Origin of the sequence: Arenibacter hampyeongensis (genome assembly GCF_002909255.1) — a bacterium.
Taxonomy (GTDB): domain Bacteria; phylum Bacteroidota; class Bacteroidia; order Flavobacteriales; family Flavobacteriaceae; genus Arenibacter; species Arenibacter hampyeongensis.
Genome location: NZ_PIOB01000008.1, coordinates 149,098 through 165,806, shown reverse-complemented (window position 1 = coordinate 165,806; position 16,709 = coordinate 149,098). Strand labels below are relative to the sequence as shown.

Sequence of the window (16,709 nt, the reverse complement as noted above, 5' to 3'; positions counted from 1 at the left end):
TTTTAACCTTGAAATAATAGGAACAAAAGCATTTAAACATTATTAAAACGACAAGAATATTTCAAATTTTAACATCAACCGAGTACTAATTTAAACTAGATCAATGAAAAAACCACTTATTTGTTTATTAACTCTAATTTTGAGCATAGTGCACTTGGCACAGGCTCAAAATATAACGGTCCAAGGAACCGTTTTCGACGACAATGGAGTTCCATTACCCGGTGCTTCCGTGGTAGTAAAAGGAACCACTACAGGTACGCAATCCGATTTTGATGGTAACTTTTACATAGACATTAAGGGCCCGGAATCTATTTTAGCAGTTTCCTATCTGGGCTTTAAACCACAGGAAATCCTCGTTGGAAACCAAACACAGGTCAATATCACTTTGGCACCTGATGCTACCCAATTGGACGATGTAGTCCTAATTGGTTACCAAAAGGTATTTAAAAGAGATGTTACCAGTGCTGTTTCCAGTATTAAGAGCGATGATATTGAGGGGATTCCGGTCATGAACGTAGCGGGATTGATCGCTACCCAGGCAACTGGTATCCAAAGTGTAAATATGACCGGTGCACCCGCAGGCAGAGGAGCCCTTATTATTCGTGGTAATACCAGTATAGGTGGAGATATTGATGCTGATCTGGCCTACAGTAGCCCCTTATACGTTATTGATGGGGTACAGACAAGTCTTGAGGATTTGGCTGGTTACGGGGTGTCCAATGTAGATTTCTTGGCCTCACTTAACCCCAATGACATTGCCAGTATAGATGTATTAAAAGATGCTTCGGCCGCAGCTATTTACGGATCCAGGGGAGCGAATGGAGTTATAATAATTGAAACAAAAAAAGGCGCGGCTCTGGACAAACCGGAATTCTCTTTTTCCACTAGTCTAGGATTACAGCCAAAACCAAACTTGGTGCCCATCTTGGTAGGAGGAGCTGAACGCAGTACCAAAATGGAAATGATCCAAAGATGGTGGCATACAGACGAATTGCAAAACGGACAAACTCCAATGGTCTTGTCCGATAGTCTAAATCCTTCCTTTAACAATAATGTGGATTATCAAGGCTTGTTTTACAAGACAGGTATTGACCAACAGTATGACTTTAGTGTTAGAGGTGGTAGTGAAAAAACCAACTACAGAATGTCCTTGGGATATGACAACCAGGAAGGTGTCATAAAAGGAACCGGGGTTGATAGGGTTACTTTTTCCTCCAATCTTAATTTCACGGCTGGAGAAAAATTTAGGAATCAATTAATTACCAGATTTACCCATACCGACCTTCAAACAGGCCAGGGAAATCCTTATCAAGGGAGTTTTAACCTTAACTCCTCTTTACCTGTAGATCCGGCAGGACTTCAATCTTCTCTATTCTATCTTACCGATGAAAGAAGACAGTCCTTAAGCGGAGAACTGGAAGGCAAGTTGAACGAGGATAAGACGGTAAACTTCACTATTTCCAACTTTGCCACCTATGATCTGTTGAAAGGGCTAAGCCTAAATTCCCAACTAAGTTTTGTTTACGATAGTAATAAAAAGAACTTCTATGAGCCTTCTACTATTCGGACAGAAAGAGATGGTTTTGCCAGCTATGCGTTATATAATCGTAAGAATTTGACCGCTGAGACCTATTTAAGTCTATTTAAAAACATTGGTGCCAATAATGACCATGAAGTCACGGGGGTATTAGGGAATAGGATAGATTACAACAAATACGAGGATATGGCCCTGACTGCCTTTGGTTTTGGTAGCGATGCCATACAAACGATCAACAATAGATATACCCAGGATCAAATAGGGGGATATACAGATATTAGTGCCAATGCCTTGGTATCTTATTTTGGTCGTGTAAGTTATAAATTCAAGAATCGTTATATGGTGGGTGGAAACTTCAGTATCGATGGTTCTTCCAGGTTTGGTAAAGACGTACGTTGGGCAAAATTCCCATCCTTTAATGCGGGTTGGGTTATTTCCGATGAACCTTTTCTTAAACCTCATATTTCCAGTTTTATAGATTATTTAAAGGTTAGAGGAAGCTGGGGTATCAACGGAAAGCAATTTCCAGAAAATTACCTGCGATTTGGAAAATACAATCTAGGTTACGGTGGTAATGTACATTGGGCAAACCAAATGGGTGTTTCCAGTTATGGAGGTATAACTGGGGTAATTCCAAATTATGACCAAATTGGCAATGCGTCACTTTCTTGGGAAGAAACAAAACAATGGAATATTGGTTTTGACCTGGATATGTTCAATAGAAGGGTAAGTCTGGCGTTTGACGCCTATAATAAAAGTACCGACAAACTCTTTTTTGACGTTGCCTTCCCTGCCTATTCGGGGTACAACTCGGCTCCTACAAACGTAGCGGGGGTCCTAAACTATGGTTGGGAGTCCATGGTTCGTTACCATGTTTTCCCACGAACCAATGACCTGAGATTGGAATTATCCGTCGGTTTTGCTCAAAACAAAAATTACATTTCCAAATTGCCCAATGGCAACCAGGATTATATTGGAGGGGACTACGGTTATGTTGTGGGACGCCCTATAAACCTCTATAAAATGTTTATTAATGATTATATCATTGATGACCTTGATCAGTTACCTGTAAACCCGTTTACTGGTGAGCCTTTAAAAGGAAAATCCGCTTGGGCCAATATCAGACCTGGTTTTCCAATTTGGCAGGATCTGAACGGGGATTATTTACTTAATGAAGAGCATGACCTTAAATTGACCACGGACTACTCTCCTATTCCCGACATAACAGGCTCATTCAATATTAACCTGCAATACAAGAAATGGTACTTTCAGGCCTACAGTCAATTCTCGTTTGGTGCCGATATAAAAAATACTGTACTGAACAGTTATATGGATAGCTACGATAGAGGTGGTGACAACTGGGCTAGAAGAGGACTTGCCGACCTAAGTGAATATACCTTCTGGCAACAACCGGGAGATGGTGCTGCAGGAGTTGATTTCCCTGCGCTTTATCCACAAAGCCCAACTCTTGGTGCATTCTATGGCTTTAGAGACAGCCAGACCCTTTGGATTGAAAGTGGTGATTACTGGAAAGTTAACAATGCTTCAATTGGATACACTTTTGATCAGAACGATAACTTCATGAAGAACATTGGGCTATCCCGTTTAAGAATCTACGGAGCAATGTTAAACCCTTACCAATGGCAACGATCTAAAAAAGTTGTAGACGCTTCCATGGTAGATGCCAAAGGACATACTTACGGAAATGGATATCCACAGGCTAGAACAATTACTATTGGAATCGACACAAAATTTTAATAATAAAACTATGAAACAAATGAAGAGTTTTAAATTATATATCATGGTCTTGTGCCTACTGGGCGCTGTGAGTTGTACAGATTTGCTGGACCAAGAGCCGATTAGCATTACCCATCCCGATGTATTTTGGGATAGCCAGGCCAATGCGGAGCAAGCCGTGGCAGGAGCTTACGGACTTTTTAAGGAAGCCATTATGACCCAATCCAATTTCCTTTACTGGGGGGAATGGACCGGGATGACCTTTATGAACAGTCGTAACTGGATCGTAAACTATATTGAGGGTAGCGGTAATTACGTTTTGGCATACAGAGATGCCTCCATAAACTGGAAGAACTTCTACAGGGCAGCTAACTGGGCCTATACCATAGAACAGTATGTAAATGAAATGCCTGTGGAAATGTTCGATTCCAAGACTGAAAAGGACAGGATTTTAGGAGAGGCAGCGTTCATTAGATCACTTACCTATTTCTACATGGCCCGTATTTGGGGAGATGTACCTGTCGTGGAGCAATCCATTGAAAGCTCGGATCAACTTATTAGTGAAGATGGATATATCGTTGAGACTCCAAGGGTAAACGAATTGGAAGTTTTGGATTATGCGCTTGAAGCTGTTAACAAATCCATTGGATTACTACAGTACTCAACTCCTGGTGCTTCAAATTGGGCTATAACTGCCAACAAGGCAAGTGCAGAAGCTTTAAAAGCCCATATTACCCTGTGGTATGCAAGTAGGGATAACGATAATGCAGAGATGATACAGCAAACCATTGACGCCACTACAGCGGTTATCAACAAAGGCGGTGCTAGTTTAATAGATTACGTAAATGAAGGAAAGGGTGGCTTTGATGAAATGTGCATTGGTCAATCCAAGACTGGTTTATTCGAAATTAATATCAGCGCTGAAATGAACGAATCCTTTAGGTTACTACAATATGATGATAATCATACTGGACTTACCTTGAATTATCCCGTTTGGCAAAGTGTGAACAATGGAATTAGCCCTTATATGGATCCAGATTTCTATGGTAATGAGATGATGGCTACAGATGTGGATAGGGCAAACGACGTACGTAAAGATCTTTTCTTTTATGAGTATGGGACAAATTCAGACTACTCATATCTTCAGAAATATTCACATTCTGAACAAGATCCTGCTTCCGAAGATGCATATGCACAATTTTCAGAATCCAATATTCTAATTTTTAGATTGGCAGATATGTACTTATTAAGAGCAGAGGCCAATGCTCGTAAAGGGGTTTCAGGTCCTGCTATTTCAGATCTAAATACCATAAGAAGTAAGGCCAATGTTCCTGATTACACTGGAGGAACAGATCGTGAATCCCTAATGAAAGCCATTTTTGATGAACGCGCAATAGAATTTGTTGGTGAGGCGCAATCAGGTTATGACAGAATTAGGATGGATTTTTATGACGGTGTTCCATGGGTAAATCAAGCAAGAAATGCCAAAAAGGGATATTTCTGGCCCGTTCATCCATCTGTTATCTCGAGGAATCCTTCCATTCTTCAAACAGAATATTGGAGAGGTAAATTGTAGGCTAATTTTAAGAACAAAAAAACAATAACGATGAAAAAAATAATAATCATACTAACTGCCGTCGTAGTTCTTTACTCCTGTGATAAGGATGGAAACTACCTCGTTGATGGTGGCATCAGTAGTCCCGAAGTAGGAACTACAACCATGGAGTTTTTTAAATCACACAGTCAATTGGACACTTTGGCAATTTTAATTGAAAAAGCCGGAATGGCAGATTTAGTGAATGGAAACAACACCATCTTTGCTCCCAATAATCTTTCAATAAAGAATTATGTGAACGCTGTACTTGCCGATATGAGGGAAATAGACCCTTTGGCCGAATATACTGTAAACGATATTCCTACGGATACCCTTACAAAGTATATGGGAGGTTACATTTTTTCCGGTAAAATTAGAAGGGAAAACATGACTAAGGACCAAGGGAAAATCTATACTGCCGAGAATGGTGAAGATAGAAGAATTTCCTTGGAACCAACAGATCAATACAATGGGGAGTTGGACTCCAAACCTGAATATGTGTACTTCACATTTAAACAAGGTGCTGATTGGGATGAATGGGATAATATAGACGATGACGACAAAGTTGTGGTAAAAACATCCAATCTAATCTCTACCAACGGAGTTATTCATGTCCTACAGGGAAACCACACACTATTCAATTACGAAAGGGACTAATAAAAACCATAAAAAAAACCAGATGAAAAATATATTTTATTCCATACTGATCATTATCATAATGGTAGCATCTTGTCAGCCGCCGGAAGTGGGCTATATCAGTGACAACATCCATGCCTTGGAGGACACTATTGCAGTGCCACGTGGTGTATTTAAAATTGGTGCTGCTCCGGCCATAGAAGGATCTACCTATCCTTTGAAATGGAAAATTACAGGAATCACAGATGCTCAAGGAAATTCTACCAATGACCTTTTCGATGAATACGAGCTACTAACTTGGAAAGCTGCTTTTAATGCAGAAACCGATACCACCTTGGCATTGGTGGAAGAAAAGTTGGAACTAGGAGATTTTCCTACCATACTCATCAATGAGGTAAGTGGGGAGTTGGCTTTCACCCAAGCCAGTAAGTTCGTGACCAACAATGATATATTCAAGGTAAACGTGAAGGCCACCAACGTGAGGGGTGAACGTCAACTGGATGACTTTGTAATTGTAAAACTCCAAGATTTTCAACCTGTAGAATTCCCAACGGAAATGCGTTCAAGACTGCAATTGGGAAAAGGTGGTGGAGCTTATGATATTGCCTATACGTCCACCATTATGAACGATTTTGATAATGGCGTACCCAGTGTTTTGGATGGCACCCATCCCTACATCACTGTCACTAAAGTTAGCGAGGAACCTGCATTGGGGGTAAAGGTTAAAATGATCATTGCAGATAGCTATGACAAACCATTAAATCCAGAAAAGGTCGTTTTCTATCCTTCGGGGTCAACTTATCTGCAAAACTATCATGATAATTCCATAGATACGGAGATAGATGCCACTGGTTCCACATTCTCATTACCTGCACCACCGTTTCCGCAGTATGGAAGAACCTATGCAACGGGAACCAACTCCTATTTAATGTATTACCTGACCACAGATGATGCCTTTACTGTGGACACCGAAGCCTTTGAAGCGGATAACGGACCCAAGGACTGGACACCATATTTGGACCCAGATACTGGAGAGATAATGAATAGAGCCTATATCCGATGGGGAATTAAGATAAACGATTCAGGTACCTGGGAGATAAAAATGAAAATTCCATATACTAAAATTAAGGAATAAGGTAAACTTGTAAAATACCGTTAATAAATGGTTTGTTTTGGTGCTACTTTGGTTCCCAATACAAACCATTTTTTTTATCTATTTTTAGACTTGGATGCCGAGATAATACACTTACCCCAATTAAATAAAAAAGCATGAACAGACGAAAATATATCAAGACCATTGCCCTAGGAAGCTTGTTGCCCAGTTTTTCCGCTTCGGCGTTCCCATTAGGAATGGTGGGCCAAGAAAAACAGCTGGAAGAAATACAATTTAAAAGCAATTGGCACAACTGGCCAAATATGAAATGGGTGGGTCCGGAATATTGGGGAAATAGGTTGCAGGATTGGAGACTCAAGGATGGAATGGTTATTTGTAATATTTCGGCTGAAAATAGAAACCTGCAACTTCTAACTGTTCAAAAAACGAATGATTTATCGCCACTGACAGCCAGTGTAGAAATAAGCTTACTGAATAAAAAAAAATTACCGGGAGATGAAGGTTGTTTGGGTATACGACTAGGGTGTAAGGGTCCCTTTGAAGATTACAGATCCGCCGCCGTTTTTGGCAAAGGGCTGGATATAGGGCTTAACCCAAATGGTAAGCTGCTGGTTGGAGATCAAACCTTCGAAACTAACCTTAATCAAATACCGGATAAATACAAATTGGTGGCAGCGTTAAGGCCTTATGAAACCAATTACCTATTAAAGGTTCTGATACTGGATCCCATAACGGATCAACTAATACATGCCCAAGAAAACATAGCAGTAGAAGGTACAAGTGTTGAAGGCAATTTTGCCTTGCTCGCTGATTTAAAAACGAAAAAAAACATCCAATCCCAGCCCTCAGTGGGATTTTCCCATTGGAGTATATCTTCTGACCAACTTGTTTCTAACAAAGACCAATTATACGGTCCAATTTGCTTTGCACAGTACACCCTCCACAACAACAAGCTGAAACTAACCGCACAATTGGCTCCCTTAGAAGAGATTAAGGGGCACTCCGTAATGCTTCAATTCAAAGAACAGGGAATTTGGAAAACCAGAATAAACACAAAATTGGAGCATATTGGAAGAGCTGTGAACTTAGTAGTGGATAACTGGACTGCCAACACGGATATTCCGTATCGCATTTTGGTCGAAATTCCATTAAAAAATGAAACCCACCAATACACTTATGAAGGGACCATAGCCCAAGAACCAATGGATAAGGATGCAGTTTCAGCTGCTGTTTTTAGCTGTAATTTCCACTATGGTTTTCCAGACAACGACGTTCATGAAAATGTTTCCAAATTAGACCCAGATATTATTCTTTTTCTGGGAGACCAATTTTACGAAGCCACCGGGGGGTTTGGTGCCGAGCGTAACGCAGAATTGGACGACCTATGCTTGGATTACCTACGAAAATGGATGATGTTCGGTTGGTCTTACCGGGAATTGTTTAGGCACAAACCCTGCGCCATTATCCCCGATGATCACGATGTGTATCACGGAAATGTATGGGGAGAGAGTGGAAAAAAGGCCGATACCAGTGAAGGACATGGAATGTTGGCACAGGATTCAGGTGGATATAAAATGCCCGCAGAATGGGTGAACATGGTCCAGTTTACACAGACCAGCCATTTACCGGACCCCTACGACCCAACCCCCGTACAACAGAATATCGGCGTTTATTATACGACTTGGAACTACGGCGGAATTAGTTTTGCCATTTTGGAGGACAGAAAGTTTAAATCGGCCCCCAAGCATGTTTTGCCTCCTGATGCCCAGGTCAGAAATGGATGGATACAAAACCAAGAATTTGATATAAAACAACACCGAGATCTAGACGCTGTACTTTTGGGAAAAAGACAACATCAATTTATTGATCATTGGACCCAAGATTGGAACAATGGTGTAGAGATGAAAGTGGTTCTTTCCCAAACCAATTTTGCCACCGTGGCGACCTTGCCTAATACTGCCCTCAATGATGATGTGGTTCCCTCCTTGCCTATTCCCAAAAAAGGGGAATATGTATTGGGAGATGTCCCCACCGTAGATATGGACTCCAATGGTTGGCCTGCCAATGAAAGGGACAAGGCAGTAAATGCCATTCGAAAATGTTTTGCTTTTCATATTGCGGGCGATCAGCATTTGGGAAGTTTTATCCAATACGGGATCGATCAACATGGCGACAGTGGTTACGCTTTTGCTGGGCCGGCGTTGAACAATATTTGGCCACGTAGATTCTGGCCGGAAGTTAATAGTGATGAACACACCTATGAAAATCCCGCCTATGTGGGTAATCATGAGGACGGATTTGGGAATAAAATATCTGTCCATGCCGTAGGCAATCCTTTCAACACGGGGATTGAGCCCGCTATAGTTCACAATAGGGCCACAGGATATGGCTTAGTAACCTTCAACAAAAAAGAAAGAACCATAACAACAGCATGTTGGCCTAGATATGCCGACCCCAATAGCAGTAAAGATGAACAATTTCCAGGGTGGCCTATCACTATAAAACAAGATGACAATTATGGTCGTAAAGCAGTGGCTTGGTTACCTTTAATAAAAGTTGCAGAAAAACTCAAGCCGGTGATTTCGGTTTTCGATCAAAACGACCAGCTAGTTTATTCAATTCGCTTGGCAACAAACACTTTTGTCCCCAAAGTCTTCTATCAAGGAAAATATACCATTGTAATCCAGGATGTGGAAAACAATAAAAGTAAGACCTTAAAAAATATCAGGGCAAGAACGGTAAATAAAAAGGTTTTGGAAATTGACCTTATGTAATATATGTCGCTTTGGGTCTCATAAAAAATCCCAATTTTTCTTAAATATTTAAGAAAAATTGGGATTCTATATTAACTGAAACTACTAATTAGATCACTACGGTCTTTCCTGGAATTGGTATATTATAAGTACCATCCGCATTGGGTTGAACCGGTGCCGGTGAATCCCAAGTCAAGTTATCCGGTGCAAGGTCGATATTGGATGTCATAGCCTCTTCCCATTTAATTACTTGGCCGGAATAGGTAGCCATTCTACCAACAATGGCACTCATAGTGCTCATTGCTCCATTCTCGGCATCAGTAATAACTCCCTTATTCCTGATAGATTCGAAAAGTTTAATGTGCTCCACTTGGTAAGGGTTTGGATCATCCTTACCACGATGGGTAAATATTTCCCCTCCATCGTAATTCTTTATAAAAGTATTATCCCCGTAAGTTTCAATAGTTCCTTTAGTACCTTGAAAAGTTTCTGATACCCTGCTCATGGTCTCTGGCATATGACGACATTGACTGGCGATTACCGCACCGCTTGGGTAAGTGTATTCTACAAAATGATGATCAAAAATTTCACCATGGTCCTTTCCAGTTCTTACTTGTCTGCCGCCAAACCCTTGGGCAGAAATTGGATACTCTCCAATAAACCAATTGGCAACATCAATGTTATGAATGTGCTGTTCCAAAATATGATCTCCACACAACCAATTAAAATAGTACCAATTGCGCATTTGGTATTCCAATTCCGATTGTCCTGGCTGTCTCTCTCTAACCCAAACTCCACCGCTGTTCCAATAAACTTGGCCAGACACTATTTTTCCAATCTTATTATCCTTTATTTGTTGTATACCCGCTAAATAATTGTCCTGATAATGTCTTTGAAGACCTACCACTACATTTAACTTTTTATCCTTTGCAACTTGTGCAGCTGCCAATACCTTCCTTACTCCAGGTATATCTGTAGCCACTGGCTTTTCCATAAATACATGCTTACCAGCGTTAACGGCATATTCAAAATGCTGTGGTCTAAATCCTGGAGGAGTGGCCAAGATAACTACGTCTGCCATATCTATTGCCTTTTCCGCTCCATCAAAACCTACGAATTGATTTGCCTTGGGCACATTTACTTTCTTAGTATCTTTAAATTCCTTTTGCAAGTTCATTAAACTTCCTTGTAACCTATCTTCAAAAGCATCGGCCATAGCCACCAATTCCACATTCGGATCTGCTTGCAAGGCATGTTGGGCAGCACCTGTACCACGACCACCGCAACCGATCAAGGCTATCTTTAATTTCTTATCGTTAGCTACATTAACCATAGCATTCATTTGCATGGTAGGTAAAATTATTGCCCCCGATACCAAGGCAGTGCTTTTAACGAAATCTCTTCTACTATTTTTAATATTGGTCATGGCTTTACTAATTTGATTAGTTTTTACAGTTAATAATTAAATATGCTGTGACCTGTTCCATAATATTGGGACAAGTACGGGTGGTCAAGATAGAGATTAATTTGGAAACGTACAATGTACATTTTTACAGAATGGTATGAATTATGTTAAATATTCATTATTATCGTAGAATAGCAGCGATTGATTTACTTTGCATCAAAAAAAAAGCCTACTTACATGCTTTCCCTTAAGACGTCAGCTTCCCTATATTTTGGATTTACCTTTAGTTTCATCGGGCATAAAATTCCGATGTTTCTCCATCATCATATTCTGAAGGGAATCCATTTGCTGGAATAATTGCCGCATATCCGAAAAATTATTGGCTCGCTGTCTTTCAAAAAAATCATCAAAATATTGGTTTCCGTTCATCAGGGAATCCTTTTCAAAAAACCGACCTAAATCGTGATCTTGAAAAAAGGATGATAAATTGCCTTGGGAAAAAAACTTCATTGAATTCATAATACTATCCAAATTCATATCCTTGTGCAAGTTCCCAAGATTGTCGTAGGAGAAGGAATAAATGGAATCATAGCCTATAACATTTCCCTCCTCGTCATATTCTTTATCCACCTTCCAGCTTATTTTTGGTTTATCAACAGAAAGACTGTCCCTGTTTTTTTCTGCCAAATCACCTTTAGATTTGTTTTGGTCGTTCTGTGCTTGGCAGCCAAGCACCAAAAAGCCCAACAATAGGGCGAACACAAATTTTTTCATCTTTAAAAATTTTAATTAAACTTCCTTTATTGAGATAATTAGCTACAAAAAAAATGCCATTAAAGTTGCTAATTAAACCATTGGCAGGTTAAAAATGTGTTAAACATATACTATCTTTAATTGTGTATTTAAGGTGCCAAAATGCACAATATATTGTTCGGCAGACTTATACTTATATATGGCCATAATTAAATGACTAAAAATAGAGCAACCAAGGAACAAAAGCGATTGGAAGATTCCCGATCGAAAGTAAAGGATTGGCATAAATGGGGTCCCTATTTAAGCGAGCGGCAATGGGGGACAGTTAGGGAAGATTACAGTCCGGATGGAGATGCCTGGAACTATTTTTCCCACGAAGATTCCCGCAGTAGAGCCTATAGATGGGGAGAAGATGGTATAGCCGGTATCTCCGACAGATATTGTAATATATGCTTTGGTATTACTTTGTGGAATGGCAATGATGGTATTTTAAAGGAGCGCCTTTTTGGTTTAACAGGGCCCCAAGGTAACCACGGGGAGGATGTGAAGGAATTGTATTACTATTTAGAGAATACGCCTACCCATTCCTATATGAAGCATCTTTATAAATATCCACAGAATGCATTTCCGTATAAAGAATTAGTGGCGGAAAATAAAAAACGTGGAAAAAACGAATTTGAGTATGAGCTATTGGATACCGGAATCTTCGAAAACAACGACTATTTTGATGTCTTTACGGAATATGCCAAGGCGGACAATGAAGATATTCTCATAAAGATATCTATCAGCAACAGGAGTTCCAAACCGGCACCCATACATGTTCTTCCCACCCTTTGGACCAGGAACTTATGGAGTTTTGTAGGGATGCCAAAAAAACCCCTCATTAAAAAACAAAGTCATAATGGCCAAACCTATGTCTCTATTGACCATATTTATGTAGGCAATTACAATCTTTATTTTGAAGAACCTTCCCGTTTGTTATTTACCGAGAATGAGACCAATATGGAAAAGGTCTACGCACAACCCAATGATCATCCCTTTAAAAAAGATCTTTTTCATAATTCCGTGGTGAACAACGATTATTCCATAATTTCCAAAAATAATCAAGGCACCAAATTTGCTCCCCTCTACGAGATGCACCTTAATGGTGGGGAAACAAAAACAATTAAATTGAGGCTGACCGCCTCCTCTTTGGAAGACCCCTTCGATAAAGGATTTGATACTGCCTTTTCAAAAAGAATCCAAGAATCCCAAGAATTCCTTGACGCCACTTTTAAAACGGCTTCCAAAGAAGCTAAAGAAACACAAAAGCAGGCTATCGCCGGACTTTTATGGTCCAAACAATATTACAATTACGAAGTGGAAAGGTGGCTGAACGGAGACCATAAAGAAATGCCTCCCCCACCGAATCGTTTTAACGGAAGAAACAATAATTGGAAGACATTAAGGAACCATGATATTCTTGCCATGCCGGACAAATGGGAATATCCTTGGTTTGCAGCCTGGGACACCGCATTCCATTGTGTTAGCCTAGCTTTGGTCGATTCCAGTTTTGCCAAAGATCAACTGTTGTTATTTACAAAAGAATGGTATATGGCACCCAACGGACAGATTCCTGCCTATGAATGGAATTTCAGCGATGTCAACCCCCCAGTCCAAGCCTGGGCCTCCCTTCAGGTTTATCAAATCGAAAAAAAGAGGACAGGCAAAGGAGATCTTACCTTCCTAAAACGAATGTTCAACAAATTGGCCCTAAATTTTACGTGGTGGGTAAACAGGGAAGATAGTCTTGAAAACAATGTTTTTGAAGGAGGATTTCTAGGCCTGGATAATATAGGTGTCTTTGATCGTAGCCATGATATTCCAGGAGGTGGGGTCTTGGAACAAGTAGACGGAACCTCCTGGATGGCCTTATATTGTCTAAACATGTTGGAGATGGCACTTGAAATAGCATTGGAAGACATATCTTTTGAGGATATGACCATGAAGTACTTTGGCCATTTTGTCTTTATCGCGGAAGCCTTGAATAATATAAGTCAGGACTATAACGGATCTTGGGATGAAAGCGAAGGTTTCTTCTATGATAAGTTGATATTCCCCAATGGGGAATCCATGCCCATTAAAGTGCGTTCCATTTCCGGATTATTATCGCTTACAGCGGTATTGAACATAAAAAAGGAATATCTGGATAAACTTCCGAGATTTAGAAAAAGTATGGAGTGGTTTCGTAGACACCGTATAGAGAACGCTAAATATCAGGTTATGGAAGAATACTCGAAAGACAAGGATGTATTATTGTCCTTGGTACCAAAAGAGCGCTTGCAGAAATTGATCGGAAGCATTTTGGACGAAAAGGAATTTCTTTCCAAATACGGCATCCGTTCCCTATCCAAGGTACATGAAAATCCTTATACCATCAACATAGATGGAACTACTTACGGAATAAATTATGAACCTGCAGAATCCACTACTGGGATTTTTGGTGGGAACTCCAACTGGCGAGGGCCAATTTGGATGCCAATGAACTATTTATTTATTAATTCCCTAAGGGAATATGACAGCTATTTTGGGAACAAGTTAAAATTCACCTACCCGACCGGAAACGGCAAGACGATGAATTTAAAAGATATTAGTGATGAAATTGGAAGGAGATTGATTAAACTCTTTGAAAAGGACGCTGATGGTAACAGGCCCATTCACCTTTTGCACAAAGAAAAGTACCAAGACCCTCATTTTAAGGACCTTATCCTATTCTATGAGTATTTTCATGGAGATAGTGGTAGAGGTGTTGGGGCCTCACATCAGACCGGATGGACCGCTTTGGTAGCAAATTTAATGGAAGAAATATAATAGTAATTTGAAGGATCTTTTTAACAAGGAATGGTTGGTTACGAACGGACTGGGCGGTTATGCCTCTGGGGCTGTGAACGGTGCCAATACTAGACAATATCATGGCCTATTGGTAGCTGCTCTTGAACCACCTACAGATAGAATGGTGTTTGTTGCCAAAATAGAGGAACGTGTCCTTTTAGATGGTCAATATCATAATTTATCAACCAATCAATATCCCAAAGTGGTTTTCCCTGATGGCTGTCACTATTTAAAGAACTTTGAGGTTAACCCCACTCCTACCTGGCAATTTGCAGGTAGTGAATGGGATTTGCTTAAAAATGTAAAAATGGTACCCGGGTCCAACACCACGGTAGTGACATATACCAATAATGGAAAAATACCAATAGTTTTGGAATTACATCCACTCTACGCCTATAATGACTTTCATACTACCTTTCACGAAGCTAATTGTTATAACTTTTTTACAGAGTTTAAGGAAGGACATTTAAAAACTTTCCCCGAATATGGAAGCCATCCGGTTTTTACTGGGTGGACAGCAGGACAGTATTATGAAGACCGTTGTTGGTTTAATAATATTATACTTCCAAAGGGTAAAGCCCGTGGCCTTGGGTCTGTCTGCGACTATTATAGGATTGGATATCTCGTTCATGAGCTGCTGCCCGGAGAAGATCTTAGCCTTTACTTTACAGTTGAAGAAGATATGGTAAAAAAAGGAATTAAAGATTTTCTTTCCATTCACAACAAAAAATCAACATCACAAAATTATAAACTTCAGGCCGGGTTTTTCAAAGACCTTATGGCATCGGGAGAGCAGTTTTTGGTCCATAGAAAATCTACCAATGGCATGTCTATCATTGCCGGCTATCACTGGTTTACGGATTGGGGAAGGGATACCATGATCGCTATGCGGGGATTAACCATCGCCACTGGCAAAAAAGCGTTATCCAATTCTATATTGAATACCTTTTTCAATAGTGTAGATCAGGGTATGATACCTGACCGATTTCCCGATAACGCCAAAGACCCTGTTGATTATAATACTATTGACGCAACCTTATGGCTATTTGTGGCCAGCCATGATTACCATCAAAAATTCAAAGACCTCCCATTCCTAAAAAGCCATATTTCAATATTGAAAAATATTTTGGACCAACATATTTCCGGTGCCCGTTACAATATTCATATAACTGAAGAAGGGTTTATTTATGGAGGGGAGGCCAATGTTCAACTTACCTGGATGGACGCCATCGTGGGAGGAAAGGTTATTACCCCAAGAATAGGCTGTCCGGTAGAGATCAATGCTCTTTGGTATAGTGCACTTAAGATTTATGAGAATTTCTGTAGGGTTCTTGAAGTTGAAATTGAAGCCTGTTATTTGAGTTTAATTGGTCGGTTTGAATCCAATTTTACGAAATATTTCACCAATCCCCAAGGCACTTTATATGATGTAATTATCCCTGGTGTTTCGCAGGACAACACCTTCCGTCCCAATCAAATATATTGCCTTAGCCTACCATTCACCGTTTTAAATCTTGAACAACAAAAGTCCATATTTGAAGCGGTGAAACATAGGCTTTATACCCCATTTGGACTTCGCACCTTGGACCCGAACGACCCTGAATTCAAACCCCTTTACGAAGGAAATCAATGGTCACGTGACCATGCTTATCATCAAGGAACCGTTTGGCCTTTTTTACTTTATGAATATTTTGAGGCGTATTTTAAAATATATGGGACCTCCTTGGAGAATAAAAAAAAGGTCCTGTCCCAATTGGAACAATTAAAGCAGCACTTCTATTTCCAAAATGGCATTCACTGTATTTCCGAGATTTTTAACGGCACGGAACCAGCGGAAGGAAAGGGATGCATTCACCAGGCTTGGTCCGTTGCTGCCATCATAAAACTATATGTGGATTATGGATTGCACAAAATTGAAAAAAAAGCATCCGACAAAATAACACAAACCACAAATAAGAAATAAAACATTTTTTTTATTATCTCATTATAAAGAGAACAACCCCTTAGGAATAGCATGAAACCCTAATCCCCTAACCATCTTTTCAATTTCCTTTATTTCCACCATCTTCGTAGTATGCACTGTAAACTCTACAGGATAACTATCACTAAAAATTACATTTTTAAGACCATCAATTTTTAACAAGTTATCCTCAATCCTCTTTAGGTCGCTTGCTTCTTTCGCATTTGTTCCAAAGACTTTCCCGTGATTACCGGGAATTACATTTTCTGATATAATACTCATAATTAATTTATGTTAAATAAAAAGAATAAACAGGTTCTCCACCCTTTAAAAGCGGTCCTCATTTATC

The 16,709-nt window shown here is 39.9% G+C and carries 10 protein-coding genes; 7 read left to right on the top strand and 3 right to left on the bottom strand.

Going from position 1 to position 16,709, the window contains the following annotated elements; genetic code table 11:
* Window positions 1–103: 103 nt before the first annotated feature.
* The 5 genes from CWD91_RS17830 to CWD91_RS17810 all read left to right on the top strand — a co-directional run bounded on the left by CWD91_RS17830 (window position 104) and on the right by CWD91_RS17810 (window position 9,392).
* Window positions 104–3,295 (top strand): SusC/RagA family TonB-linked outer membrane protein, encoded by a 3,192-nt coding sequence (locus CWD91_RS17830; protein WP_103442326.1) that lies wholly within the window; start codon window positions 104–106, stop codon window positions 3,293–3,295.
* Window positions 3,296–3,305: 10 nt separating this feature from the next.
* A complete protein-coding gene (locus tag CWD91_RS17825) occupies window positions 3,306–4,850 on the top strand; it encodes a RagB/SusD family nutrient uptake outer membrane protein (protein ID WP_192877692.1) in 1,545 nt (514 codons plus the stop codon).
* A 30-nt stretch (window positions 4,851–4,880) separates the two neighbouring features.
* Window positions 4,881–5,525 carry a fasciclin domain-containing protein gene (locus CWD91_RS17820; protein ID WP_103442324.1) on the top strand — a complete coding sequence of 215 codons (645 nt, stop codon included), beginning with the start codon at window positions 4,881–4,883 and terminating at the stop codon, window positions 5,523–5,525.
* Window positions 5,526–5,547: 22 nt separating this feature from the next.
* The gene (locus tag CWD91_RS17815) at window positions 5,548–6,639 is read left to right on the top strand and encodes a DUF5007 domain-containing protein (protein ID WP_157943827.1); all 1,092 of its coding nucleotides are present in this window, start codon (window positions 5,548–5,550) and stop codon (window positions 6,637–6,639) included.
* A gap of 134 nt (window positions 6,640–6,773) precedes the next feature.
* Entirely contained in the window at window positions 6,774–9,392 is a 2,619-nt protein-coding gene (locus CWD91_RS17810) for an alkaline phosphatase D family protein (RefSeq protein ID WP_103442322.1), read from the top strand.
* An 88-nt stretch (window positions 9,393–9,480) separates the two neighbouring features.
* Here CWD91_RS17810 and CWD91_RS17805 read toward each other — a convergent pair whose 3' ends face one another.
* Together CWD91_RS17805 and CWD91_RS17800 are read right to left on the bottom strand one after the other, a co-directional pair.
* Complete coding sequence (locus CWD91_RS17805) at window positions 9,481–10,797, bottom strand: Gfo/Idh/MocA family protein (RefSeq protein WP_103442321.1); 1,317 nt, start codon at window positions 10,795–10,797, stop codon at window positions 9,481–9,483.
* Between the two features lie 243 nt (window positions 10,798–11,040).
* On the bottom strand, window positions 11,041–11,550 hold the full coding sequence (locus CWD91_RS17800; protein WP_103442320.1) for a hypothetical protein: 510 nt from the start codon (window positions 11,548–11,550) through the stop codon (window positions 11,041–11,043).
* 192 nt (window positions 11,551–11,742) lie between these two features.
* Between CWD91_RS17800 and CWD91_RS17795 the strand changes: the two genes are divergently transcribed.
* Window positions 11,743–14,379 (top strand): MGH1-like glycoside hydrolase domain-containing protein, encoded by a 2,637-nt coding sequence (locus CWD91_RS17795; protein WP_103442319.1) that lies wholly within the window; start codon window positions 11,743–11,745, stop codon window positions 14,377–14,379.
* A 7-nt stretch (window positions 14,380–14,386) separates the two neighbouring features.
* Complete coding sequence (locus CWD91_RS17790) at window positions 14,387–16,363, top strand: amylo-alpha-1,6-glucosidase (RefSeq protein ID WP_103442318.1); 1,977 nt, start codon at window positions 14,387–14,389, stop codon at window positions 16,361–16,363.
* Window positions 16,364–16,384: 21 nt separating this feature from the next.
* Here CWD91_RS17790 and CWD91_RS17785 read toward each other — a convergent pair whose 3' ends face one another.
* Entirely contained in the window at window positions 16,385–16,642 is a 258-nt protein-coding gene (locus tag CWD91_RS17785) for a hypothetical protein (protein ID WP_103442317.1), read from the bottom strand.
* Window positions 16,643–16,709: the final 67 nt, after the last annotated feature.

Coding starts and splice junctions, on each gene's coding strand:
- CWD91_RS17795 (WP_103442319.1), top strand. CDS start 11,743: ATGACTAAAAATAGAGCAACCAAGGAACAAAAGCGATTGGAAGATTCC.
- CWD91_RS17785 (WP_103442317.1), bottom strand. CDS start 16,642: ATGAGTATTATATCAGAAAATGTAATTCCCGGTAATCACGGGAAAGTC.
- CWD91_RS17810 (WP_103442322.1), top strand. CDS start 6,774: ATGAACAGACGAAAATATATCAAGACCATTGCCCTAGGAAGCTTGTTG.
- CWD91_RS17825 (WP_192877692.1), top strand. CDS start 3,306: ATGAAACAAATGAAGAGTTTTAAATTATATATCATGGTCTTGTGCCTA.
- CWD91_RS17800 (WP_103442320.1), bottom strand. CDS start 11,550: ATGAAAAAATTTGTGTTCGCCCTATTGTTGGGCTTTTTGGTGCTTGGC.
- CWD91_RS17815 (WP_157943827.1), top strand. CDS start 5,548: ATGAAAAATATATTTTATTCCATACTGATCATTATCATAATGGTAGCA.
- CWD91_RS17805 (WP_103442321.1), bottom strand. CDS start 10,797: ATGACCAATATTAAAAATAGTAGAAGAGATTTCGTTAAAAGCACTGCC.
- CWD91_RS17820 (WP_103442324.1), top strand. CDS start 4,881: ATGAAAAAAATAATAATCATACTAACTGCCGTCGTAGTTCTTTACTCC.
- CWD91_RS17830 (WP_103442326.1), top strand. CDS start 104: ATGAAAAAACCACTTATTTGTTTATTAACTCTAATTTTGAGCATAGTG.